Consider the following 23,578-nt stretch of genomic DNA (forward strand, 5'->3'; position numbering starts at 1 on the left):
CTTTCGGGTCGGGGGCGAAGGGCGGCGGACGTCGCGCGTCCGGCCAAGGATCAGGTGCGGACTTCGAGCAGCGGTACGAGCTGCTCCGCCGCCGTCATGGAGCCGTGCATGCCGACGAGCGCGGACTCGTTGGGCTCGCGCCGCGAGGCGGTGATCGCGACGTCCGCCTGGGCGGCGGCGACCACGTCCCCGATGCGCCCGAGCACGCGCTCGTCGCACTCCCCCGGCACGCCGAACCAGCCCAGTTCCAGGGCCTCTTCGCGGCTGGCGACCCAGAACCGGTCGCCGAGCACCTCGCGCCACACGGTCAGTACGTCGGCCTGCGCGCCCGGGACCGCGTACACGTGCCGGGCGCGGCCCTCGCCGCCCAGCAGGGCCACTCCGGCGCCCAGCTCCCAGTCCTCGTCGAAGTCGATCCGGGAGTCCTCGTCGAAGGGGACGTCGACCATGCCGTGGTCCGCGGTCACGTACAGCGCGGTGCGCGGCGGCAGCTGCTCGGCGAGCCGCTGGACGAGCCGGTCCACGTACATCAGCTGGCCGCGCCAGGCGTCGGAGTCCACGCCGTGTCGGTGGCCGGCCCCGTCGAGCTCGCTGTAGTACGTGTAGACGAGCGAGCGGTCACCCGCCGCGAGGCGGTCGGCCGCGAGGTCCATCCGCTCCTCGCCGGTCATCCGGCCGAGGAAGGTCCCGCCGCTGAGCGCGACCTTGGTGAGCGGGGTGGTCTGGAAGGCGGGCGAGGACACCTGCGCCGTCGCCACGCCCGCCTTGTCGGCCTGCTGGAAGACGGTCGGGTACGGCTGCCACGCCTTCGGCTGGGTCCACGGGTGCCAGCGGAGCTGGTTCATCAGCTCGCCGGTGGCCGGGTTGCGCACGGCGTAGCCGGGCAGGCCGTGCCGGGCGGGCGGCAGGCCGGTGCCGACCGAGGCCAGGGAAGTGGCGGTGGTCGCCGGGAAGCCCGCGGTGATCGGGCGGCCGGTGCCGCCGCGCGAGCCGGCGAGGAGGGAGGTGAGGTACGGGGCCTCGTCCGGGTGGGCCTTGATCTGCTCCCAGCCCATGCCGTCGACCAGGAACACACAGTTCCGGTCGGCCGGGGTGAGCTCCGCGAGGGAGGCGGTGAAGCCGGGCACGCCCTGACCGGCCACGAGCGTGGGCAGCAGGTCGGCGAGGGAGCCGGCGCCGTACTCGGGGACGGGGGCGCCTGCCAGGTCCAGCAGTTCCGGCTCGTCCCAGCTCTGCGGCGCGGAGTACGCCATCAGCGCGAGGGGGTGGACGTGGCCGCGGTGGCCTCGGAGAGCGCCTGGGCGAAGACCAGGGTCTGGCGCACCGCCTCCGGGCCGTCACCGGCCTCGCTGACGCGCAGGCTGAGGTCGTCGGCGGTGGAGTTGCCGGTGTAGCCGTGGTCGGAGTCGCAGTTCGGGTCGCCGCAGGCGGCGGGCTCCAGGTCGATCCGCGAGACCGCGCCCCAGCCGATGGTCAGGACGACCTCGCGGGGCAGGGTGCCGGGGGTGTAGGACTCCGGGTTGGCGACGACGCGGCTCAGCACCACGGACGAGATGCTGGACAGCTTGACCGACTCGGTGGAGGTGGTCGCGTACGGGGAGGGGGAACCGGCGTCGGCGGCCTGCTCGTCGGTGTGGCTGACGATGAAGCGGTTGCCGGTCAGGACCAGCACCGTGACGTGGCGGCGCACCTCGTTGGAGTCGAAGGTCGTCTCCTGGTGGACCAGGTACGACGAGATCGGCTCGCCGCCCACCGCGGCCTCCACGGCCTCGGCCACGAGGGCCGGGTAGTAGCCGCTGCGCTCGATCGCCGTGCGCAGCCCCTGGGTCGTCGTACCGGATTTCGCCATGAGGTCCATCCTAAGGCCCGTACGGGGCGCCCCGGCCTCCCCGCGACGGCACCGCGTGAGCAGCCTCAGTAACTGGGCAGGGTGCGCGGGCCGAGGTCGCCCCGGGCGGGCGGGTGGGCGACGCGGACGGTGGCGCTGAGCACGGACAGCCCCTCGGTGGCGACCACGACGGGCTCCAGGGAGACGCCGATCACCTCGGGGTGGTCGTCCACGAGCCGGGACACCCGCAGGAGCAGCTCCTCCAGGGCTGCGGTGTCCACGGGGGCGCTGCCCCGCCAGCCGAAGAGGAGGGGTGCGGTCCGGATGGATCGGATCAGGCCCGCGGCGTCCCGGTCGGTCGCCGGGACGAGCCGGTGCGCGGTGTCGCCCAGCAGCTCGGAGGCGACGCCGGCGAGCCCGAAGGACAGGACGGCGCCGGCCGCCGGGTCGATGACGGAGCGCACGACGGTGTCGACGCCGCGCGGCACCATCGCCTGAACCACCGGCTGGAGCTCCGAGGGCTTGCCGAGCAGCCCGGTGAGGGCCTCGTACGAGCGCCTCAGCTCGGCCTCGTTCCTGAGGTCGAGCCGTACGCCGCCCAGGTCCGCGCGGTGGCGCAGGTGCGGGGCGGTGGTCTTCAGCGCCACCGGATAGCCCAGGATCCCGGCGGCGCGGACCGCCGCGTCCGGGCTGGGCGCGGGCAGGGCGGGCAGGACGCGGATCCCGTAGCGCCCCAGCAGCTCGCGCGCGTCCCACTCCGCCAGGGTCAGCACGGCCCCGCCGTCGACGTCGGCCAGCAGCCCGGCCAGCTGCGCGGCCGCCCCGGCCTCGTCTATGTCCTCGTACTCCGGGACGTGCCCGACCTCGGCGAGGGACCGCCGCCACTGCCCGTACCGCACGGCCTCGGCGAGGGCCCGTACGGCCCGCTCGGCGGCGGGGTAGCTGGGGATCCGGTCGGCCGTCGGCCCGTCCGGCGTGCCCGGGCCGTCCGGCGGGCGGGGGCCGGGGGCCCAGGGGCCGCGCTCGGCGGACAGCGCGTCGACCAGCTCGCCGAGTTCCACATGGACGACGGCGACCGGCTTGCCCGGCACCTCGGCCACGGCCTCGCGCAGCGCGTCGGCCAGCTCGTCCGCCAGTGCCCGCTCGTTCACCCAGGGGATCGCCGTGACGACGACCGCGTCGCAGTCCTCGGAGGCCAGCGCCGAGACCAGCGCCGCCCGGAAGTCCTGCGGCGAGGCCGCCGTCGTCAGGTCCAGTGGCGCCAGCGGCCGCAGGCCCTGGGTCAGGCAGGCGTCGTAGGTGAGGACCCCGAGGGACTCGGAATTGCCGAGGATCGCGACCCTCGGCCCGGCGGGCAGCGGCTGGGAGGCCAGCAGCAGACCGACGTCCACCAGCTCCGTCACCGTGTCGACCCGGATGACGCCGGCCTGCCGCAGCAGGTCGGAGACGGTGGCCTCGGGCAGCCTGGTGTCGGGGACGACGTGCCCGGCCGGGGTGTGGCGGCCGCCCCGGGCGACGACCACCGGCTTCTCGGCCGCGGTCCGGCGGGCGAGGCGGGTGAACTTCCGCGGATTGCCGAGGGTTTCGAGGTACATCAGGGCGACGTCGGTCGCCTGGTCGTCGTACCAGTACTGGAGGATGTCGTTGCCGGAGACGTCGGCGCGGTTGCCGGCGGAGATGAAGGAGGACAGTCCCTCGCCGCGCCGGAGCAGCGCGGAGAGCAGGGCGATCCCGATCGCCCCGGACTGCGTGAACAGCCCGATCCGGCCGCGCATCGGCATCGGGGCGGGCGTCAGCGAGGCGTTGAGCTCCACCTCCGGCGCGGTGTTGATCACCCCGTACGCGTTCGGCCCGATCAGGCGCATCCCGTACGAGCGCACCTGGCGGACCAGTTCGCGCTGGCGGGCGAGGCCGGCCGGGCCGCTCTCCCCGTATCCGTCGGACAGGACGACGAGCCCCTGCACGCCGTGCTCACCGCAGGCGGCGACCACGCCGGGGACCCGGTCGGCCGGAACGGCGATCACTGCGAGGTCGACGGGGGCGCCGACGGCCTCGATCGAGCGGTAGGCCCGTACGCCGTCCAGCAGGTCGCGCGTGACGGCCTCGTTGACGGCGTAGAGGTGGCCGTGGAAGCCGCTGTCGCGCAGGTTGCGCAGGGCGGCCGCGCCCACGCCCGCGCCGGAGCGGCTGACTCCGACGACGGCCACCGAGCCGGGGGTCAGCAGCCGTTGCACCGAGCGGGCCTCGGCGCGCTGTTCGCGGGCGCGCTGCACCGCGAGGGACTCGGCGGTGGGTTCGAGGTCGAGGGTGAGGTGGACGGAGCCGTCCTCGAAGCTGCGCTTCTGCTCGTAGCCGACGTCCGTGAACACCTTGATCATCTTGGTGTTGGCGGGCAGCACCTCGGCGACGAAGCGGCGGATGCCGCGCTCCCGCGCCACCGCGCCGATGTGTTCGAGGAGCGCGGAGGCGACCCCGCGGCCCTGGTGGGCGTCCTGGACGAGGAAGGCGACCTCGGCCTCGTCGGCGGGTGCGGAGGCGGGCCGGCCGTCGGGGCCGATGCGGTCGTAGCGGACGGTGCCGATGAACTGTCCGCCGATGGTCGCGGCGAGGCCGACCCGGTCCACGTAGTCGTGGTGCGTGAAGCGGCGGACGTCGCGGTCGGAGAGGCGGGGGTAGGGGGCGAAGAAGCGGTAGTACTTCGACTCGTCCGAGACCTGCTCGTAGAAGCTGACCAGCCGGCCCGCGTCCTCGGTGGTGATGGGCCTGATCCGGGCGGTGCCGCCGTCGCGCAGGACGACGTCGGCTTCCCAGTGGGCCGGGTACGAGGGGTCCGACTCGATGGTCATGGGGCTACTTTACGGCCGGGGCGGGCTGGGCGGTGCGTGCGCGGCGCATGAGGTAATACGGGGCAAATCAGTGCAAGCTGGGGAGGTCGAGCGACGGCGGATTCGGGCCGAGGGCCGGTCGGAGCATTCAGGGCGTCGTGAGAGACTGGTCTAGACAACCGTAAGAACCTGAAGGGCATCACCATGGCAGAGCGCCGCGTCAACGTCGGCTGGGCCGAGGGCCTGCACGCTCGTCCCGCCTCGATCTTCGTCCGTGCGACGACCGCTTCCGGCGTCCCGGTGACCATCGCGAAGAAGGGCGGCGACCCCGTCAACGCCGCTTCCATGCTGGCGGTTCTGGGCCTGGGCGCCCAGGGGGGCGAGGAGATCGTCCTCGCCTCCGAGGCCGAGGGTGCGGACGTCGCGCTCGACCGCCTCGCGAAGCTGGTCGCCGAGGGTCTCGAAGAGCTTCCCGAGACCGTCTGACCCTTCGGGTTCCACCCGAGCAGTACGCGCCGCGAAGCCGCGGGCCCCGGACGATCGGGGGCCCGCGGCTTCGCCGTTGTGACGTCCGGCCCGGCGGGGGCGCGCCGAGCCCCGGAGAGCCGCGGATAGCCGCGGATAGCCGCGGAAATCGAACCCCGTCAATTCAGCTCGCCGAAGAAACAGACCCCGGCGGAAATCCCGGCCCCCCGCATTCGACTCCGCAGGAATCCGGCGCGCCGAATTCACCCCGTGCGCACCGCACAATGAATGAGCGCGATGCCACGATGTCGTCCTTTGTATACGGCCCCTGTTAATGCCGCCCGCTCGACATGTTTACGGCAGGTTGCGAACTGCTCACAGCGGGCCGGACCCGCCGCCGGTGCGCCCCCGCCGCCCGGTCGGCGTGGAGCGCGGTCAGCGCCCGGGCCCGCTCCGCGTCCCCGCGGGCCACCGCGTCCACGATCGCACCGTGCTCCGCCCAGGACTCCACGGGCCGCATGGGCGCCTCCACCACGTACATCCACGCGATCTTGTGCCGCATCTGGGTGAGCAGCGCGATCAGCCCGGGGCTGCCCGAGGACTGGGCGAGCGTCTCGTGGAACCAGCCGCCCAGGGACCTCAGGTCCTCTCCCTGGCCCCGCCTGGCCCGCTCCTGGCCCAGCCTGACCAGCCCGCGCAGCACCTTGAGGTGCGCCTCGGTACGCCGCCGGGCCGCCCGGGCCGCCGCCAGGGGCTCCAGGAGCATCCGCAGCTCCAGGAGGTCCGCCGCCTCCTGCTCGGTCGGTTCGGCGACGCAGGCCCCCGCGTGGCGCCGCGTCGTCACGAACCCCTCGGACTCCAGGGTCCGCAACGCCTCGCGGACCGGGACGCGCGAGACTCCGTACCGACGGGCCAGCACCTCCTCGGTCAGCCGGCTCCCCGGTTCGAAGACACCGGAGACGATGTCGTCGCGGATTGCTGTGCATACTGCGTGCGCAGGAATACGCAAGACCGAACCTCCGCCTATTTCCGACTGCCAGCCTCAATGCGCGCACATGCGCATGCTGCGACTCTATTGCAACACACGATCATTTCCGAGAGCGGCCGGAAATACGAAACATTCACAGGGGGGCGGATCGGATCCGGGCGGACACACGAAGACCCCGGCTCGGGGAGCCGGGGTCTTCGGTGAAACGGTGCGGGACGACGGCTCAGAGGTCGACGCCGTGCGAGCGCATGTAGGCGATCGGGTCGATGTCCGTGCCGTACTGCGAGCCGGTGCGGGCCTCGAAGTGCAGGTGCGGGCCGCTGGAGTTGCCGGTGGAGCCCGACAGGCCGATCACCTGGCCGGCGGTGACCTCCTGGCCGACGGAGACGCTCAGCGAGTTCATGTGCCCGTACTGCGTGTAGGTGCCGTCGTTGTGCTTGATCACGACGTTGTTGCCGTACGCGCCGCCCCAGCCGGCCTCGACCACGACACCGACGCCCACCGCGTGGACCGAGGTGCCGGAGGAGGCGTGCAGGTCGATGCCGGTGTGGCTGCCGGAGGACCACATGCCGCCGCCCGCGTGGTACTGCGTGCTCACGTACGAGCCCTCGATCGGGGCGACGAAGGTGTTGAGGCGCTTGCGCTCCTCCTCGCGGGCCGCGCGCTCGGCGGCGTCGCGCTCGGCCTTCGCCTTGGCCTCGGCGAGGCGCTTGGCCTCGGCGGCCCGCTGCTTGGCGTCCGCCTCGGCCTGCGCCTTGGCGGCGGCGTGGTCGGCGGCGCGCTGCTGGGACGCGGCCTGGTCGGCGATGTCACCCGCGAGGTCCTCGGCGACGACGACGGCGCCCAGCCCGTTCTCCGGGGCGGAGCTGCTGTGGTTGTCCGCGGCGAAGGCCGGGGCGGCGAGGGAGCCGACGACGCCCGTGGTGGCGATCGCGGCGATACCGGCGTAACCGGCGGTCTTACGGCTCAGGCGGCTGGATCCACGGTGCTTGCCGGAACCAGCGGGACGACTGCCAAACGCCATGGAGGGTTTGATCCTTTCCTTCCTTCTCGCCTACCGGGTTAGCTGACGGGTTCGGAGCAGGAAGGTCTCCTACGGGCCTCCTCTGGCGAGGCGGCCCGATTCACCCCAGGGACACATGTGGGTCCCCGGCTCCCCAGGCTCGCGCCTGACGGGGACTCGGCGATCGCTGTCCGGTGCCGCGGGTGCGGCGGGCACAACTGACGGACAGCACGGACGACGCTAGGCGGATCATCAGTCAATCGCCAAACAGACGCGGCTTTTTGTTGCGTACGCCACACCACATAAAAGCAACCTCACCACCAAACGGACAAAAGGGGCTCCAGCGGTCAAGCCCGCCAGAGCCCCTCGCACTTGAGACACCGAGCGCCCGATGAAGCGTCAGACGACGTTCAGGCGGCCGTCCTAGGTCGTCAGTCGGTGACGACGGTGACCTCGCCGATCCCCAGAGCCCGTACCGGCTCCTCGATCTGCGCCGCGTCGCCCACCAGGACGGTGACCAGCCGGTCCGCCGGGAAGGCCTTCACGACCGCCGAAGTCGCCTCCACCGTGCCGGTTTCAGCCAGCTGCGCGTACAACCGGGCCTGGTAGTCGTCCGGCAGCTCCTGCTCCACCTGGTCGGCGAGCGTGCCGGCCACCGAGGCGGCCGTCTCGAACTTCAGCGGGGCCACACCCACCAAGTTCTGTACGGCGACGTCGCGTTCGGCGTCGGTCAGACCGCCCTCCGCGAGGGTGCGCAGCACCGTCCAGAGGTCCTCCAGCGCCGGTCCGGTGTTCGGGGTGTCCACCGAGCCGCTGATGGCGAGCATCGAGGCGCCCTTGCCGTCGGCCGTGGAACGCAGCACCTGGCCGAAGGCGCGCACGCCGTAGGTGTACCCCTTCTCCTCGCGCAGCACCGCGTCCAGGCGGGAGGTGAGGGTGCCGCCCAGGCAGTACGTACCGAGCACCTGCGCCGCCCAGACGCGGTCGTGCCGGTCCGGCCCGATGCGGCCGATCAGCAGCTGGGTCTGGACCGAGCCGGGCCGGTCCACGATGACCACCCTGCCGGTGTCGTCGGCGGTCACGGACGGCACCGGGAGGGGTTCGGCGGTGCCGCCCGTCCAGCTGCCGAGGGTGTCCGCCAGGACGGCGTCGAGGTCGATGCCGGTCAGGTCGCCGACGACCACGGCCGTGGCGGTGGCGGGGCGTACGTGGGCCTCGTAGAAGGCGCGCACGGCCGCGGAGTCGATGCGGGCGACCGTCTCCTCGGTGCCCTGCCGCGGACGGGACATCCGCAGGGACGCCGGGAAGAGCTCCTTGGAGAGCTGCTTGGCGGCGCGCCGCTGGGGGTTGGCCAGCTCGTGCGGGATCTCGTCGAGCCGGTTGCGCACCAGCCGGTCGATCTCGGCGTCGGCGAAGGCGGGGGCGGCGAGTGCCTCGGAGAGCAGGCCCAGCGCCTTGGGCAGCCGGGACGCCGGGACCTCCAGGGAGACCCGGATGCCCGGGTGGTCGGCGTGCGCGTCGAGGGTGGCGCCGCAGCGCTCCAGCTCGGCCGCGAACTCCTCGGCGGAGTGCTTGTCGGTGCCCTCGGAGAACGCGCGCGCCATGATGGTCGACACGCCGTCCAGGCCCTCGGGTTCGGCGTCCAGCGGGGCGGCGAGGTTGATCTCGACCGCGATCACCTGCTGACCCGGCCGGTGGCAGGTCAGCAGGGTCAGCCCGTTGGACAGCACCGTGCGGTCCGGGGCCGGGAAGGCCCACGGCTGCGGTTCGCCGGCCTGCGGGCGCGGGTGGAAGGTCATCGTGACGGCTGCGGTCTCGCTCACTGCTCCGCCCCCTCGTTCTCGTCGCTCTCGCCGGACTCTGCGCCCTGGCCGGACTCGTCGTCCCCGTCGGTCTCGTCGGCCGCGAGCGGCTCGTAGACGAGCACCGCGCGGTTGTCGGGGCGCAGCCGGGCCGCGGCCACGGCCTGGACCTCTTCGGGGGTGATGTCGAGGACGCGCTCCACGGCGGTCAGCGCCAGCTGCGGGTCACCGAACAGCACCGCGAAGCGGCACAGTTGGTCGGCGCGGCTGGCCACGGTGCTGAGCCGGTCCAGCCACTCCCGCTCCAGCTGCGCCTGGGCGCGCTCCATCTCCTCGGCCGTCGGGCCCTCGGCGGCGAAGCGCGCGAGCTCCTCGTCGACGGCCGCCTCGATGGCGGCGACGTCGACCCCGCTGGAGGTCTTCACGTCGAGCCAGCCCAGTGAGGGCGCACCGGCCAGGCGCATCATGCCGAACCCGGCCGCGACGGCCGTCTGGTCGCGGCGTACGAGGCGGTTGTGCAGCAGCGAGGACTCACCGCCGCCCAGGATCGTCAGCGCCACGTCGGCGGCGTCGCACTCGCGGGTCCCGTCGTGCGGGAGCCGGTAGGCGGCCATCAGCGCGCGGGAGGGGACGTTCTCGACGACCTCCTCGCGCAGCTGCTCGCCGATGATCTCGGGCAGGGTGCCGTCGCGCGGCGGCTGCTTGCCGTCGTGCGCGGGGATCGTGCCGAAGTACTTCTCGACCCACGCGAGCGTCTGCTCCGGGTCGATGTCGCCGACGACCGACAGCACCGCGTTGTTGGGCGCGTAGTACGTACGGAAGAACTGGCGCGCGTCCTCCAGGGACGCGGCGTCCAGGTCCTCCATGGACCCGATCGGCGTGTGGTGGTACGGGTGGCCCTCGGGGTACGCCAGGGCGGTCAGCTTCTCGAAGGCCGTGCCGTACGGGACGTTGTCGTACCGCTGGCGGCGCTCGTTCTTGACCACGTTGCGCTGGTTCTCCATGGACTCTTCGTCCAGGGCCGTCAGCAGCGAGCCCATCCGGTCCGCTTCCAGCCAGAGGGCGAGCTCCAGCTGGTGGGTCGGCATCGTCTCGAAGTAGTTGGTGCGCTCGAAGCTGGTGGTGCCGTTGAGGGAACCGCCGGCTCCCTGAACCAGCTCGAAGTGCCCGGTGCCGGGTACGTTCGCCGACCCCTGGAACATAAGGTGCTCGAAGAGGTGAGCCAGGCCGGTACGGCCCTTGACTTCGTGGCGCGAGCCGACGTCGTACCAGAGGCAGACCGCGGCGACCGGGGTCAGGTGGTCCTCGGAGAGCACCACGCGCAGGCCGTTGGCCAGCCGGTGCTCGGTCGCTGTCAGGCCGCCGGAGCCGGCCTGGGCGGTGGCCGTGTGACCCATGGGCATGTGGTCCCTTCGATCGCGATGCAGAGATTTCTGTCAGACCTGCCACTGTATGCAAGCGCGTCGGCCGCCGGATAAGTTCCCGGGTCACACCCTGGGTCGGAGTCGGCGTTGTCGGTGCCTCGGGCCACAATGGTCCGCGTCGTACCCCCGCCGGACCCCGCACGACCCGCACGACCCGTACCACCAGCACGACCCGCACGACCAGACCCAGCCAAACCCCCGCCAGACACCCAGCACACCCCATCATTGGTTAAGGAGCCGCGCAGCGATGGCCCGCCGCAGCACGAAGACCCCGCCGCCGGAGGATTTCGAGGAGAAGATCCTCGACATCGACGTCGTCGACGAAATGCAGGGCTCCTTCCTCGAGTACGCGTACTCGGTGATCTACTCCCGTGCCCTGCCCGACGCCCGGGACGGCATGAAGCCGGTGCACCGCCGGATCGTGTACCAGATGAACGAAATGGGTCTGCGCCCCGACCGCGGCTACGTGAAGTGCGCCCGCGTCGTGGGCGAGGTCATGGGCAAGCTCCACCCGCACGGCGACGCGTCGATCTACGACGCCCTCGTGCGCATGGCCCAGCCCTTCTCGATGCGGCTGCCGCTGGTCGACGGCCACGGCAACTTCGGTTCGCTCGGCAACGACGACCCTCCGGCCGCGATGCGTTACACCGAGTGCAAGATGGCCGACGCCACGTCACTGATGACGGAGTCGATCGACGAGGACACCGTCGACTTCACCGCCAACTACGACGGCCAGGAGCGCGAGCCGGTCGCGCTGCCCGCCGCCTACCCGAACCTGCTGGTCAACGGCGCTTCCGGGATCGCGGTCGGCATGGCCACCAACATGCCCCCGCACAACCTCGGCGAGGTCATCGCGGCCGCCCGCCACCTGATCCGCCACCCCCAGGCGGACCTGGAGGCGCTGATGCGCTTCGTCCCGGGTCCCGACCTGCCCACGGGCGGCCGGATCGTCGGGCTCGCGGGCATCAAGGACGCCTACGAGAACGGCCGCGGCACCTTCAAGATCCGCGCGACCGTGGCCGTGGAGAACGTGACGGCGCGCCGCAAGGGCCTGGTCGTCACCGAACTGCCCTTCACGGTCGGCCCCGAGAAGGTCATCGCGAAGATCAAGGACCTGGTCGGCTCGAAGAAGCTCCAGGGCATCGCCGACGTCAAGGACCTCACCGACCGCTCGCACGGTCTGCGCCTGGTCATCGAGATCAAGAACGGCTTCCACCCCGAGGCCGTGCTGGAGCAGCTCTACAAGCTGACGCCGATGGAGGAGTCCTTCGGCATCAACAACGTGGCGCTGGTGGACGGGCAGCCGCTGACCCTGGGCCTCAAGGAGCTCCTGGAGGTCTACCTCGACCACCGCTTCGAGGTCGTCCGGCGGCGCAGCGAGTTCCGCCGCACCAAGCGCCGCGACCGCCTCCACCTCGTCGAGGGCCTGCTGGTGGCGCTCATCGACATCGACGAGGTCATCCGGCTCATCCGCGACAGCGAGAACTCCGCGCAGGCCAAGGCGCGGCTCATGGAGCGGTTCTCGCTCAGCGAGATCCAGACGCAGTACATCCTGGACACCCCGCTGCGCCGGCTCACCAAGTTCGACCGCCTGGAGCTGGAGTCCGAGCGCGACCGGCTGACCGGCGAGATCGACGAGCTCACCGGGATCCTGGATTCCGACACCGAACTGCGCAAGCTGGTCTCCACGGAGCTCGCGGCGGTCGCGAAGAAGTTCGGCACCGAGCGGCGTACGGTCCTGCTGGAGTCGGCGGGTACGGCGGTCGGCGCGGTTCCGCTGGAGGTCGCCGACGACCCGTGCCGGGTGCTGCTGTCCTCGACGGGCCTGCTGGCCCGCACCGTCACCGGGGAACCGCTGCCGGAGGCCGAGGGCGGCGCCCGCGCCAAGCACGACCTGATCGTCTCGCAGGTCGCCGCGACGGCCCGGGCCGAGGTCGGCGCGGTCACCTCGTACGGGCGGCTCCTGCGGCTGTCGGTGATCGACCTGCCGCAGCTGCCGGACACCCATGCCGCCCCGAACCTGGCCGGCGGCGCCCCGGTCTCGGAGTTCCTCTCCGGGCTGGAGGCGGACGAGAAGGTGATCTGCCTGATCTCGCTGGACGAGTCCTCGCAGGGGCTGGCGCTGGGCACCGAGCAGGGCGTGGTCAAGCGCGTCGTGCCGGACTACCCGGCCAACAAGGACGAGCTGGAGGTCATCACCCTCAAGGAGGGTGACCGGATCGTGGGCGCGGTCGAGCTGCGCACGGGCGAGGAGGACCTGGTCTTCATCACCGACGACGCCCAGCTCCTGCGCTACCCGGCGAGCCAGGTCCGCCCGCAGGGCCGCCCGGCGGGCGGTATGGCGGGCATCAAGCTCGCCGACAACGCGAAGGTGATCCACTTCTCGGCCGTGGACCCGGGCCGGGACGCCGTGGTGTTCACGGTGGCGGGCTCGCACGGGACCCTGGACGACTCGGTGCTGTCCGGGAAGCTGACCCCCTTCGACCAGTACCCGCGCAAGGGCCGGGCCACCGGTGGTGTGCGCTGCCAGCGGTTCCTGAAGGGCGAGGACGTGCTGGTACTGGCCTGGGCGGGCGGCTCCCCCGTCCGCGCGGCCACGGCGAACGGCGCTCCGGCCGAGCTGCCGGCGGTCGACCCGCGCCGCGACGGCTCGGGCACGGCGCTGCCGTCGAGCGTGGCGGCGCTGGCGGGGCCCGCCCTGTAGGACGACGACGCCGTTCGGGTGGTACGCCCAAGGGGGGACGTACCGCCCGAACGGCGACTAGTGTTTTCCCCCTTGGCACTGGTGGGTGGGGCGGGGAGAACAGAGCTGATGAGCCGTCGATCGAGCAGCGGACTGATCGGGACCTGGGCGGAGGCACAGCGCCGGCAGCAGCGCACGCAGCTGATCCAGCAGCGCGAGGCCGAGCGCAGACAGCGGGCGTACGAACGGGACGTGGCCCGGGGGCAGCGCGAGCAGCAGGCGGCCTACAGACAGCACCGCGAGGCGCAGGCGCGGCGGGCGACCGAGCGGCTCGAAGCCGAGGTGGCCGCCCTGCAGGGCCTGTTGGCCGCGGGCTGCCGGGCACCGGCGTTCCGGATGGCCGCCCTGGTCCGGCCCGAGCAGCTGGAGCCCTTCAACCCGGGCACCCTGGCGCACCCGGTTCCGATGCCGCAGCTGCACCAGTTCCAGCAGCAGAGCGCGGGCTGGACGCTCGGCTCGAACCGGCGGGCGCAGGCCGAGCGCGAGGCCCACGCCCGGTACACGCAGGCCTGGCAGGCGGCGCACGCCGCGGAGACGCAGCGCCAGCAGCAGCTGGCGGCGTACCGGCAGCAGTACGACCGGTGGGCGGCGGAGCAGCTCGCCCAGATCCGCGGGCACAACAGCGGGCTCACGGAGCTGGCCGGGGCTCTGCGGGCGGGTGACGCGGAGGCCGCGGTGGAGTACTTCTCGGCGGCCCTGTACGCCTCGGCGGCCTGGCCGGAGGATCTGCCGAGGCAGGTGTCGGCCGCCTACGACCCGGCGCGGCGCCAGCTGGTCCTGGACTGGGAACTGCCCCGCTACGAAGTGGTGCCGCAGGCCAAGTCGGTGCGCTACGTGCCGAGTACGGACCTGGACAAGGAGACGGCCCGCCCGGCCACGCAGCGGCGGGCGGTCTACCGCGACCTGCTGGCGCAGTGCGTGCTGCTGGTGGTGCGCGACCTGTACGCGGCGGACGAGTTCGGCGCACTGGAGTCGGTCGTGGTCAACGGCTTCGTGGATGACCACGATCCGGTGACGGGGCAGGAGGCACAGCTCGTGCTCGCCTCGGTGTCGGCGGACCGGTCCGCGTTCGCGGGGCTGCGGCTGGAGCAGGTCAGCGCGGTGGACTGCCTGGTGGAGGGGCTGGGCGGGCAGCTCTCGGCCCGGCCCGACCAGCTCGCCGCCGTACGCCCCGGGCGCAGGCCGGACGAGGTGGGCGGCGAGGTCGTCAGCCACGGCGGGCACGCGGACGACGGCGAGGAGGAGCCGGACCTCTTCGCGATGGACCCGATCGCCTTCGAGAACCTGGTGGCCGAGCTCTTCCGGGCGATGGGCATGGAGGCGGTCACCACCCAGCGGTCGGGCGACGGCGGGGTGGACATCGAGGCGAACGACCCGTCCCCGATCACGGGCGGGCGGATCGTGGTACAGGTCAAGCGCTACCGCAACACCGTGTCGCCCACGGCGGTACGGGACTTGTACGGCACGGTCCAGGACAAGGGGGCGAACAAGGGGGTGCTGGTCACCACCGCGTCCTTCGGCCCCGGGTCGTACACCTTCTCCAACGGCAAGCCCCTGGAGTTGGTTCCGGGGGACAGGCTCGTGGAGCTCCTGCACCAGTACGGGCTGCGGGGCCGCCTGGGCGGCGCCGTCACGAGCCTCCCGGCGCAGCGGGCACCCGAGCCGGCCGCCCCTTCCGCCGACCACAACGTCCTCGGCATGTCCTGGTCGGGCTCGGTCGCCCTGGACGTGTGCGCGCTGGTCTGCGCGGGCAACCGGGTGCTGAGCGAGGACCACTTCGTCTTCTTCAACAACCCGCGGACCCCGGACGGTTCGGTACGGGCCCGCGCGCACGCGGCGCCCGACAAGGCGGCGCTGGAGGTCTCCTTCGACGCCCTGCCCGCGCAGGCCGACCGGCTGGTCCTCGCGGCCGCGATCGACCCGGAGGCCGATCCGCACGCCGACCTGGCCGGTTTCACGGACGCCCGGATCCGGCTCCTCGACGCCGGGGGTGCCGAGGCGGGGCAGTTGGAGGTCTCCGACGGGCGGGCCGGTGAGACCGCGCTGGTGCTGGGCTCGTTCAGGCGCCGGGCCAGCGGCGACTGGGACTTCGTGATCGGCGGCAAGGGCTACCGGGGCGGCCTGGAGGACCTGCTGCGCGAGTACGGCGTCGACGTCGCCTAGTAGGCCTCGGGGTCCGCGGGACCTACGGGATCTGCGGACTCGGCCGGATCCCCGGACTCGCCGGGCTCCGCCGGCCGCGCGACGTACCGCAGGATTCCCCACATGCTCTCGGGGCGCGCCTCCTGCGGCGCTTCCGCGCGGCAGGCCTCCAGCTCGCGCAGCAGCTCCGCGCCGTCGGTGCCCGCGCCGATCATGACCAGTTGGGTCCGGCGTACTTCTCCCCGGTCCCACGGCTGCGGGGCGAAGCGCAGGAAGCGGCCGACCGCGTGGACCTCGTACTTCTCCTCGTGGCCGGGGACCCCGAACCAGACGAAGCCCTTGATCCGGTAGAGCCCGGCCGGGCGCCGGTCGAGGAAGTCGATGAACCGGCGGGGGGACAGGGCCTGTTCGGCGGTGAACTCCGTGCTCTCGTAGGCGGCGTGTGCATGGGTGCAGTGGTCGTGGCCCTCGGCCTGCGCCAGCAGGTCCTCGAAGGAGAGCTGGCCCCGGGTCTCGGTCCAGGGCCTGCGGTCGAAAAGCAGTTCCGGGTCGATGCGTCCGTGGTCGGCGGCCACGACCGGGGTGCCCGGGGCGCAGAGCGCGGCGAGTTCCCTCTCGATCCGGGTCCGTTCGCGGGCGTCCACCCGGTCGGTCTTGTTGAGCACGACCAGGTCCGCGACGGCGAGGTGACGGTCGGTCTCCGGGTGCTTGGCCCTGGTCGTGTCGAATTCGGCCGCGTCCACGACCTCCACCATCCCGCCGTACCGGACGGCGGGGTTCTCGCTGGCCATGAGCATCCGGATCATCTCCTGCGGCTCGGCCAGACCGCTCGCCTCGATGACGATCACGTCGATGCGGTGGACGGGAGCGGACAGCTTCTCCAGGTACGCGTCCAGCTCGCTGCCGTCGACGGCGCAGCACAGGCAGCCGCCGCCGAGGGAGACCATGGAGTCCCCCAGCTGGCCGGCCACCGACATCGCGTCGACCTCGATCGATCCGAAGTCGTTGACGACGACCCCGATCCGGGTGCCCCCGCGGCCTGCGAGAAGGTGGTTCAGCACGGTGGTCTTGCCGGATCCGAGGAAACCGGCGAGGACGACGACGGGGATGGGCTGCCTGCTGTTCACCCGGCCGATGGTAGTCAGGCGGTGTGTCAGCCGAGCGGCGGCACCGGCTGGGGCGGGGTGGGGCCGGTGTACCGGGCGGCCGGACGGATGATCTTCGGATCGGCGGCCTGTTCGAGGATGTTCGCGCTCCAGCCGACCACGCGGGCCGCGCAGAAGGTCGGGGTGAACATCTCGCGCGGCAGCCCGCACAGCTCCATGACCACGCCCGCGTAGAACTCCACGTTGGTGTGCAGTTCGCGGCCCGGCTTGAGCTCGGCGAGTATCTCCTCGACCTGGCTCTCGACCTCGACGGCGAAGTCCACGAGGGGGCCGCCGAACTGGCGGGCTATGTCACGCAGCATGCGTGAGCGGGGGTCCTCGGTGCGGTAGACGGGGTGGCCGAAGCCCATGATCCGGTCGCCCGCCAGGACCCGCTCGCGGATCCACGGCCCGATCCGGTCCGCGGTGCCGATGGCGTCGAGGGTGTCCAGGGCCCGGCTCGGGGCGCCGCCGTGCAGCGGGCCGGACAGCGCGCCGACGGCCCCGGTCAGACAGGCCGCGACGTCGGCGCCGGTGGAGGCGATCACGCGGGCGGTGAAGGTCGAGGCGTTGAACCCGTGGTCGACCGTGGAGATCAGGTACCGCTCGACCGCGCGGGCCTTGACCGGGTCGGGCTCCTGGCCCGTCAGCATGTAGAGGTAGTTGGCGGCGTACGGCAGGTCGTCGCGCGGCTCCACCGGCTCCAGGCCCCGGCCCAGCCGGTACAGGGCGGTCAGCAGGGTCGGCACGGCGGCGCAGGCGGCCAGCGCGTCGGCGGCCCGGCGGCCGGGGTCGAGGTCGTACACGGGGCGGAAGCCGGCCGCGGCCCCGAGCAGCGACAGCGCGGTGCGCAGCCCGGCGAGCGGGCCGGAGGGCGAGCCCGCCCGGGCCAGTCCCGGCAGGGCGGCGCGCACTTCCTCGGGCAGCCGGCGCAGCGCGACGGTCTCGGCGGCGAACGCGGCCCGCTCGGCGCGGTCCGCGGGCAGGGCGCCGCGGAACATCAGGTGCCAGACGTCCTCGAAGCTGCGGTCGGCGGCGAGTTCGACGGCCGAGTACTGGCGGTAGTGGTAGAAGCCCTGGCGGCCTCGGACGTCGCCCAGCTCGGTTTCGGTGACCACGACTCCCGCGAGACCGCGGGGTACTTCTACGGCGGTGTTCATGCATCGACCATCTATGATGGATTGAATCCTTGTCAATGTTGATTGAATCAATATGACTCTCCGTCTGTAGGGTGGGCGTCATGAGCGACGAGAGGGACGGCGGGCGCAGGCTCAGCACGCAGGAGGCGGCCCGGCTGCTCGGGGTGAAACCGGCGACGGTGTACGCGTACGTCAGCCGTGGCCAGCTCGCCAGCCGCCGTGATCCGGCCGGGCGGGGCAGCAGCTTCGACGCGGCCGAGGTGGAGGAACTGGCCCGGCGCAGCCGCCGCGAGGCGGCCGCCCCCGCCGGGGACCTCTCCGTGCGCACCGGGCTCACGCTCATCGAATCCGACCGGTACTACTTCCGGGGCGTCGACGCCGTGGCCCTGGCCTCGCGCTACCGCTACGAGGAGGTCGCCGAGTGGCTCTGGACGGGGGCGCTCGCCCGCGGTGCGCGGTTCACCGCTCCCCCGGAGCCCCTGGCGGCGGCCCGCCGGGCGGTGGCCGCACTGCCGGAGCACGGCGGCCCCCTCGACCGGCTGCGCGTGGCGGTCGCCGCCGCCGCGGTCGCCGATCCGCTGCGCTTCGACCTGTCCGAGGAGGCCGTGCTCGGGTCCGCGCGCTCGCTGATCCCGACCCTGGTCGGCGCGTTGCCGGTGCGGGGCAGCGCGCAGTGGGCGGGCGACGGCCGGATCGCCCGGGAGCTGTGGCCACGGCTGACGGCACGGGAGCCGGACCCGGACGCGCTGGCCGCGCTGGACCTCGCGCTGGCGCTGCTCGTCGACCACGACCTGGCCGCCTCGACCCTGGCCGTACGGGTGGCCGCCTCCGCCCGGGCCCATCCGTACGCGGCGGTGTCGGCCGGGCTCGGCGCGCTCGAAGGGCCGCTGCACGGCGCGGCCGGGCGGCTCGCGCACCGGATGCTGGTGGAGGTGCTGGAACAGGGCGGGGCCGCGCCGGTAGTGGCGGAGTACCTGCGGGCGGGGCGCCGCGTCCCCGGGCTCGGCCACCGGCTGTACCAGGGCGAGGACCCGCGCGCGGCGGCGCTCTTCGCCCGGCTGGAGGGGCTGGAGCAGGCCGGTCCAGCGCTGGACGCGGCACGCGGGGTGGCGGCGGTGATGGCGCGGCAGGGCCGCGGCCTGCACCCGAACGTGGACCTGGCGCTGGCCGTGCTGACGGTGTCGTGCGGGATGGGGGCCGAGGCCGGGGAGACGGTCTTCGCGGTGGCCCGGACGGCGGGCTGGATCGCCCACGCCCTGGAGGAGTACCAGGAGCGGCCGCTGCGGATGCGGCCGAGCGGGCAGTACCACGGGCCCCGCCCGCCGCAGCCGATGCCCTGACGGGTCCGAGCACCCCGCAGGGCGGCCCGGTGGCAGTGCGGAGCAGCACCTCCAGCAGCACTTCAACAGCACCTTCACCAGCACCGGAGCAGCGAGCGCTTCCGTCTGGAGATTCCGCTGCCGCGCCGACCGGCCTAACGTAGCTCCCCATGCGGTTCCCCCTCATGAGCGCTCGGCGCCTCGGGCTGCCCAGACGGGCCGTCTCCCAGATCCTGCTGACCCAGCTGGCCATCGCCGCCGGGGTCCTCCTCCTGGCGACCGGACTGTTCCTGGCGCCGCTCAGCGCACAGCTCGACGACCAGGCCATGCGCCGCGCCCTGGCCATCGCGCAGAGCGCCGCGGCCGACCCCTCCCTGGCCGCCGACCTGCTGGACTGCGGGACCTCCCCGGACAACCCGGTGCAGGCCTCGGCCGAGCGGATCCGCCGCGCCACCGGCGCCGAGTACGTGGTCGTCCTCGACCTGGACGGCATCCGCCGCTCGCACCCGAGCTCCGACCGGATCGGGCTGCCCGTCTCGACCGACCCGAGCCAGGCCCTGGCGGGCCGCGAGGTCATGGAGATCGACGAGGGCACCCTGGGCCGGTCCGCGCGCGGCAAGGTTCCGCTCCTCTCGGCCGACGGCGAGATCATCGGCGCCGTCTCCGTCGGCATCGCCTACGACAGCGTCCGCGACCGGCTGCTCGGCGCCATCCCCGGTCTGCTCGCCTACGCCGGCGGCGCCCTCGCAGCGGGCGCCCTCGCCGCGTGGCTGCTCTCGCTCAGGATCCAGCGCCAGACCCGGGACCTGGCCTTCTCCGACATCGCCGGCCTCCTCGCCGAGCGCGAGGCGATGCTCCACTCGATCCGCGAAGGCGTCATCGCCCTCGCACCGGACGGCCGGGTCCGGCTGGTCAACGACGAAGCCGCCCGGCTCCTGGGCCTCACCCCGGACTCCACCGCCGCCTTCGCCGGCCGCCCGCTGGACGAGGTGCTCCCCGCCGGCCGTACCGCCGACGTCCTGGCGGGCCGCGTCACCGGCCGGGACCTGCTCACCGTGCAGGGCCCCCGCGTCCTGGTGGCCAACCGCATGCCCACCGAGGACGGCGGCGCGGTCGCCACCCTGCGCGACCGCACCGAAGTGGAACGCCTGGGCCGCGAGCTCGACTCCACCCGGGGCCTCATCGACGCCCTGCGCGCCCAGGACCACGAGCACGCCAACCGCCTCCACACCCTCCTCGGCCTGCTGGAGCTGGGCCTGCACGAGGAGGCGGTGGAGTTCGTGACGGAGGTCGCCGGGGTGCACCGGACGACCGCCGAGCAGGTGACGGAGAAGGTCCGCGACCCCCTGCTCGCCGCCCTTCTGGTGGGCAAGGCGACCGTGGCGGCCGAACGGGGCGTCCCCCTGCGGCTGGCCGCGGCCACCCTCCTCCCCGACCGTCTGGTGGACCCGGGCGGCCTCGTCACGATCCTCGGCAACCTGGTGGACAACGCCCTGGACGCCGCCGCCGGTTCGACGGCGCCCCTGGTCGAGGTGGAACTGCGCGCCGAAGGCCGTACCGCCGTGCTGCACGTGCGCGACAGCGGGCCCGGGGTCCCGGCCGCGCGGCGCGAGGAGATCTTCACGGAGGGCTGGTCGACGAAGCAGCCCCGGGCCCACCGCGAGCGCGGGCTCGGCCTCGCCCTCGTACGCCGCCTCGCGGAGCGGCAGGGCGGCAGCGCCCGGGCCTGTGAAGCAGCGGACGGAGGGGCGGAATTCTCCGTCGTACTCCCGGAGGCCCTGCGATGAACGAGACCCCGAGCATGGTTCATGCCGTCCTGGTCGTCGACGACGACGTGCGTGTTGCCCGGATCAACGCGGCGTACGTGGCGAAGGTTCCCGGTTTCCGGGTGACGGGGCAGGCGCATTCGGCGGCCGAGGCCCTGGAGTTCCTCACCACGCATCCGGTGGACCTGGTCCTCCTGGACCACTACCTCCCCGACGGGAACGGCCTGGACCTCGTGCGGCGCCTGCGCCAGCTGGGCCACCGCACCGACGTGATCATGGTGACCGCGGCCCGCGATCTCGCCACCGTGCAGGCCGCCATGCGCCTGGGCGCCCTCCAGTACCTGGTCAAGCCCTTCACGTTCGCGGGACTGCGCACCCGGCTGGAGGCGTACGGAGCCCTGCGCCGCACCCTGGACACGGGCGGCGAGGCCGAACAGGCCGAGGTGGACCGGATCTTCGGCGCCCTCTCCGCCGCGGGGTCCGCGAACGAGCTGCCCAAGGGCCACTCCCCCACCACGGCGGAACTGGTCCGTCAGGTCCTGCGTTCCGCTGACGGCCCCCTGTCCACCCAGCAGATCGCCGACCGCGCCGGCATCAGCCGTCAGACCGCCCAGCGCTACCTGAAGCTCCTGGAGCGCACCGCCCGCGTCACCCTGGCCCTGCGCTACGGCGAGACCGGCCGGCCGGAGCACCGCTACACCTGGCTCCCCTCGGAGGGGCCGGCCTGATCCACAGGCACCCCCGAGGGGCTCAGACCGCTCCGGCGCCGGTCAGGGAGCGGACCTCCGTCTCGGCGTGCTTGGCCTCATCCGGTTCCTCGCCCGAGGTGACCGTTCCCAGCCAGCCGGCCAGGAAGCCCAGCGGGATGGAGACGATCCCCGGGTTCTGGAGGGGGAAGAGCTGGAAGTCCACGCCGGGGAAGAGGGATTCCGCACTGCCCGACACCACCGGCGAGACCAGCACCAGCAGCACCGCCGGTACCAGGCCGCCGTACACCGACCAGACGGCTCCCCGCGTGGTGAAGCCACGCCAGAAGAGCGAGTACAGCAGCACGGGCAGGTTGGCCGAGGCCGCCACGGCGAAGGCCAGCCCCACCAGGAACGCCACATTGAGGTTCTGGGCGAGGAGTCCGAGGGCGATCGCCACGGCGCCGATGCCCACGGCCGCGGCCCGGGCCACCGAGACCTCGCTGCGCTGCCTGGCGTGGCGGCGCTTGAGAGAGGCGTACAGGTCGTGGGCCACGGAGGCCGACGAGGCCAGGGTGATGCCGGCGACGACGGCCAGGATGGTGGCGAAGGCGATGGCGGCGACGAAGGCGAACAGCACCGCCCCGCCGGTGGTTCCGGCGCCCCCGCCGAGGAAGGCCGCGAGCAGCGGAACGGCCGTGTTCCCGGAGGCGTTGGACGCCCGTACCTCGTCCGGGCCCACCAGCGCGGCCGCCCCGAAACCCAGCACGATGGTCATCAGGTAGAAGCCGCCGATGAGGCCGATCGCCCACACCACTGAGCGGCGCGCCGCCCGCGCGGTGGGCACGGTGTAGAAGCGCGACAGGATGTGCGGGAGTCCGGCGGTCCCGAGGACCAGCGCGAGGCCCAGGCTCATGAAGTCGACGCGGGCCGTCCAGTCCCCTCCGTACTTGAGGCCGGGGGCCAGGAACCGGGTCCCGTGCCCGCTCCGCTCGGCGGCGCCGGCCAGCAGTTCGCCGACGTTCCCGTGGAAGCGCAGGAGCACGAGCCCGGTCAGGGCGATCGCCCCGCCCATCAGCAGGACGGCCTTGACGATCTGGATCCAGGTGGTGGCCCGCATCCCGCCGAAGGACACGTAGACGACCATCAGGGCGCCCACGCCGACCACGGCGAGGGTCCGCGCCAGGGCGTTGGAATTGCCCAGCAGCAGGCCGACCAGGCTGCCCGCGCCGACCATCTGCGCGACGAGGTAGAGGACGGACACGACGACCGAGGAGGTGCCGGCCGCGATCCGCACCGGCCGCTCGCTCATCCGGGCGGCGACCACGTCGGCGAGGGTGAACCGGCCGCAGTTGCGGACCAGTTCGGCGACCAGGAACAGCACCACCAGCCAGGCGACGAGGAAGCCGACCGAGTAGAGCATGCCGTCGTAGCCGAAGAGGGCGATCAGTCCGGAGATGCCGAGGAAGGAGGCGGCGGACATGTAGTCGCCCGCGATGGCGAACCCGTTCTCCAACGGCGAGAACAGTCTGCCGCCCGCGTAGAACTCCTCCGCCGAGCCGTGCCGGTTGCGGCTGACCCAGGTGGTGATGCCCAGCGTCACCGCGATGAAGACGCTGAACAGGATCAGCGCGAGGGTCTGGTGTTCGGTGGTCACCGGCCGGCTCCCCTCGCCCGGGTCCGCTCCTGGTCGCGCTCCTGCTCGAAGACGGTCCACCGCAGGTCGAGCGCGGCCCGGTCCCGGCGCAGCCGTGCGTGCCGGGCGTAGGCCCAGGTCAGCAGGAAGGTGCTGAGGAACTGGCCGAGCCCCGCCAGCATGGCCACGTTGACCGCCCCGGCGACGGGCCGGGCCATCAGGCCGGGCGCGGTCGTCGCGGCGAGCACGTAGGCGACGTACCAGAGGAAGAATCCGGCGGTCGCCGGGACCACGAACCTGCGGTAGCGGCTGCGGACCTCCTGGAAGGCGGCGCTGCGCTGCACTTCGAGGTAGATGTCGGATGCGCCGGGCGCGGGGCGGCCGCCGGGGGCCGGGCGCGGCGGGGACTGCTCCTCGCCCTCCCCCCAGCCCACGGCCAGCGCGTCGTACCAGGGATCGTCCAACCGGATCGTTCCGGCATCACGACCTTCGTGCTTGTCCACCGAACTCTCCTTGTCCGCTGCCGCATTGGCCGCGTGCCCACAAGGATGTGCGGAATGGAGGGTTTCCGGACTGGTGTACCGGGGCGCTTCACTCCAATAGGTGAGGGAGCGGAGCGCACCGGTGTGCCGTGGCGGCGGCCGGGCGGCCGCCGTGGGCCGCCGGT

17 protein-coding genes and 1 riboswitch are annotated in these 23,578 nt (G+C 72.9%); of the genes, 6 read left to right on the forward strand and 11 right to left on the reverse strand.

Going from position 1 to position 23,578, the window contains the following annotated elements; all coding sequences use genetic code 11:
* Positions 1 to 50: 50 nt before the first annotated feature.
* From AC07DU_RS23890 to AC07DU_RS23900, 3 genes are all read right to left on the reverse strand, one after another.
* Complete coding sequence (locus AC07DU_RS23890) at positions 51 to 1,253, reverse strand: alkaline phosphatase family protein (RefSeq protein ID WP_479032358.1); 1,203 nt, start codon at positions 1,251 to 1,253, stop codon at positions 51 to 53.
* Positions 1,253 to 1,849 carry a DUF5998 family protein gene (locus AC07DU_RS23895; protein ID WP_453371860.1) on the reverse strand — a complete coding sequence of 199 codons (597 nt, stop codon included), beginning with the start codon at positions 1,847 to 1,849 and terminating at the stop codon, positions 1,253 to 1,255. The genes AC07DU_RS23890 and AC07DU_RS23895 overlap by 1 nt, the downstream gene beginning before the upstream one ends.
* Before the next feature lie 65 nt (positions 1,850 to 1,914).
* Complete coding sequence (locus tag AC07DU_RS23900) at positions 1,915 to 4,674, reverse strand: bifunctional acetate--CoA ligase family protein/GNAT family N-acetyltransferase (RefSeq protein ID WP_479113465.1); 2,760 nt, start codon at positions 4,672 to 4,674, stop codon at positions 1,915 to 1,917.
* A gap of 183 nt (positions 4,675 to 4,857) precedes the next feature.
* Here AC07DU_RS23900 and AC07DU_RS23905 point away from each other — a divergent pair, with 183 nt between their 5' ends.
* Positions 4,858 to 5,139: an HPr family phosphocarrier protein gene (locus AC07DU_RS23905; protein WP_360892417.1), complete on the forward strand. Its 282-nt coding sequence runs from the start codon at positions 4,858 to 4,860 to the stop codon at positions 5,137 to 5,139.
* A gap of 310 nt (positions 5,140 to 5,449) precedes the next feature.
* Here AC07DU_RS23905 and AC07DU_RS23910 read toward each other — a convergent pair whose 3' ends face one another.
* From AC07DU_RS23910 to AC07DU_RS23925, 4 genes are all read right to left on the reverse strand, one after another.
* Positions 5,450 to 6,127 (reverse strand): GntR family transcriptional regulator, encoded by a 678-nt coding sequence (locus AC07DU_RS23910; RefSeq protein ID WP_479113467.1) that lies wholly within the window; start codon positions 6,125 to 6,127, stop codon positions 5,450 to 5,452.
* Between the two features lie 202 nt (positions 6,128 to 6,329).
* Positions 6,330 to 7,130 carry a M23 family metallopeptidase gene (locus tag AC07DU_RS23915; RefSeq protein WP_479032365.1) on the reverse strand — a complete coding sequence of 267 codons (801 nt, stop codon included), beginning with the start codon at positions 7,128 to 7,130 and terminating at the stop codon, positions 6,330 to 6,332.
* Between the two features lie 13 nt (positions 7,131 to 7,143).
* A riboswitch (cyclic di-AMP (ydaO/yuaA leader) is annotated at positions 7,144 to 7,302 on the reverse strand.
* Positions 7,303 to 7,540: 238 nt separating this feature from the next.
* Positions 7,541 to 8,908: a M16 family metallopeptidase gene (locus tag AC07DU_RS23920; protein ID WP_479032540.1), complete on the reverse strand. Its 1,368-nt coding sequence runs from the start codon at positions 8,906 to 8,908 to the stop codon at positions 7,541 to 7,543.
* Positions 8,909 to 8,928: 20 nt separating this feature from the next.
* Positions 8,929 to 10,308 carry a M16 family metallopeptidase gene (locus AC07DU_RS23925; RefSeq protein ID WP_360892655.1) on the reverse strand — a complete coding sequence of 460 codons (1,380 nt, stop codon included), beginning with the start codon at positions 10,306 to 10,308 and terminating at the stop codon, positions 8,929 to 8,931.
* Positions 10,309 to 10,582: 274 nt separating this feature from the next.
* Here AC07DU_RS23925 and AC07DU_RS23930 point away from each other — a divergent pair, with 274 nt between their 5' ends.
* Together AC07DU_RS23930 and AC07DU_RS23935 are read left to right on the forward strand one after the other, a co-directional pair.
* The gene (locus tag AC07DU_RS23930; RefSeq protein ID WP_479113469.1) at positions 10,583 to 13,039 is read left to right on the forward strand and encodes a DNA gyrase/topoisomerase IV subunit A; all 2,457 of its coding nucleotides are present in this window, start codon (positions 10,583 to 10,585) and stop codon (positions 13,037 to 13,039) included.
* A 108-nt stretch (positions 13,040 to 13,147) separates the two neighbouring features.
* Positions 13,148 to 15,241, forward strand: coding sequence for a restriction endonuclease (locus AC07DU_RS23935; RefSeq protein WP_479113471.1), 2,094 nt, complete (start codon positions 13,148 to 13,150; stop codon positions 15,239 to 15,241).
* Here AC07DU_RS23935 and AC07DU_RS23940 read toward each other — a convergent pair.
* Together AC07DU_RS23940 and AC07DU_RS23945 are read right to left on the reverse strand one after the other, a co-directional pair.
* Complete coding sequence (locus tag AC07DU_RS23940) at positions 15,238 to 16,347, reverse strand: CobW family GTP-binding protein (RefSeq protein WP_479113473.1); 1,110 nt, start codon at positions 16,345 to 16,347, stop codon at positions 15,238 to 15,240. The genes AC07DU_RS23935 and AC07DU_RS23940 overlap by 4 nt on opposite strands.
* A gap of 26 nt (positions 16,348 to 16,373) precedes the next feature.
* Positions 16,374 to 17,525, reverse strand: coding sequence for a citrate synthase (locus tag AC07DU_RS23945; protein ID WP_479113475.1), 1,152 nt, complete (start codon positions 17,523 to 17,525; stop codon positions 16,374 to 16,376).
* A gap of 80 nt (positions 17,526 to 17,605) precedes the next feature.
* Between AC07DU_RS23945 and AC07DU_RS23950 the strand changes: the two genes are divergently transcribed.
* From AC07DU_RS23950 to AC07DU_RS23960, 3 genes are all read left to right on the forward strand, one after another.
* The gene (locus AC07DU_RS23950; RefSeq protein ID WP_453371868.1) at positions 17,606 to 18,844 is read left to right on the forward strand and encodes a citrate synthase; all 1,239 of its coding nucleotides are present in this window, start codon (positions 17,606 to 17,608) and stop codon (positions 18,842 to 18,844) included.
* A 164-nt stretch (positions 18,845 to 19,008) separates the two neighbouring features.
* On the forward strand, positions 19,009 to 20,610 hold the full coding sequence (locus tag AC07DU_RS23955; RefSeq protein ID WP_479113478.1) for a sensor histidine kinase: 1,602 nt from the start codon (positions 19,009 to 19,011) through the stop codon (positions 20,608 to 20,610).
* Complete coding sequence (locus tag AC07DU_RS23960) at positions 20,607 to 21,317, forward strand: response regulator (RefSeq protein ID WP_479113480.1); 711 nt, start codon at positions 20,607 to 20,609, stop codon at positions 21,315 to 21,317. Before AC07DU_RS23955 ends, AC07DU_RS23960 begins: the two co-directional genes overlap by 4 nt.
* A gap of 22 nt (positions 21,318 to 21,339) precedes the next feature.
* Here AC07DU_RS23960 and AC07DU_RS23965 read toward each other — a convergent pair whose 3' ends face one another.
* Both AC07DU_RS23965 and AC07DU_RS23970 read right to left on the reverse strand, forming a co-directional pair.
* Positions 21,340 to 22,932 carry a solute symporter family protein gene (locus AC07DU_RS23965; protein WP_453371871.1) on the reverse strand — a complete coding sequence of 531 codons (1,593 nt, stop codon included), beginning with the start codon at positions 22,930 to 22,932 and terminating at the stop codon, positions 21,340 to 21,342.
* Entirely contained in the window at positions 22,929 to 23,414 is a 486-nt protein-coding gene (locus AC07DU_RS23970) for a DUF485 domain-containing protein (RefSeq protein ID WP_453286305.1), read from the reverse strand. Before AC07DU_RS23970 ends, AC07DU_RS23965 begins: the two co-directional genes overlap by 4 nt.
* Between the last annotated feature and the right edge of the window lie 164 nt (positions 23,415 to 23,578).

This window comes from Streptomyces sp. NPDC045695 (assembly GCF_056432025.1).

Bases quoted from the DNA above. Each gene is read 5' to 3' on its own strand.
- AC07DU_RS23895 (WP_453371860.1), bottom strand. From the start codon at position 1,849: ATGGCGAAATCCGGTACGACGACCCAGGGGCTGCGCACGGCGATCGAG.
- AC07DU_RS23950 (WP_453371868.1), top strand. From the start codon at position 17,606: ATGAGCGACGAGAGGGACGGCGGGCGCAGGCTCAGCACGCAGGAGGCG.
- AC07DU_RS23930 (WP_479113469.1), top strand. From the start codon at position 10,583: ATGGCCCGCCGCAGCACGAAGACCCCGCCGCCGGAGGATTTCGAGGAG.
- AC07DU_RS23915 (WP_479032365.1), bottom strand. From the start codon at position 7,130: ATGGCGTTTGGCAGTCGTCCCGCTGGTTCCGGCAAGCACCGTGGATCC.
- AC07DU_RS23900 (WP_479113465.1), bottom strand. From the start codon at position 4,674: ATGACCATCGAGTCGGACCCCTCGTACCCGGCCCACTGGGAAGCCGAC.
- AC07DU_RS23925 (WP_360892655.1), bottom strand. From the start codon at position 10,308: ATGGGTCACACGGCCACCGCCCAGGCCGGCTCCGGCGGCCTGACAGCG.
- AC07DU_RS23890 (WP_479032358.1), bottom strand. From the start codon at position 1,253: ATGGCGTACTCCGCGCCGCAGAGCTGGGACGAGCCGGAACTGCTGGAC.
- AC07DU_RS23960 (WP_479113480.1), top strand. From the start codon at position 20,607: ATGAACGAGACCCCGAGCATGGTTCATGCCGTCCTGGTCGTCGACGAC.
- AC07DU_RS23905 (WP_360892417.1), top strand. From the start codon at position 4,858: ATGGCAGAGCGCCGCGTCAACGTCGGCTGGGCCGAGGGCCTGCACGCT.
- AC07DU_RS23920 (WP_479032540.1), bottom strand. From the start codon at position 8,908: ATGACCTTCCACCCGCGCCCGCAGGCCGGCGAACCGCAGCCGTGGGCC.
- AC07DU_RS23935 (WP_479113471.1), top strand. From the start codon at position 13,148: ATGAGCCGTCGATCGAGCAGCGGACTGATCGGGACCTGGGCGGAGGCA.
- AC07DU_RS23955 (WP_479113478.1), top strand. From the start codon at position 19,009: ATGAGCGCTCGGCGCCTCGGGCTGCCCAGACGGGCCGTCTCCCAGATC.
- AC07DU_RS23945 (WP_479113475.1), bottom strand. From the start codon at position 17,525: ATGAACACCGCCGTAGAAGTACCCCGCGGTCTCGCGGGAGTCGTGGTC.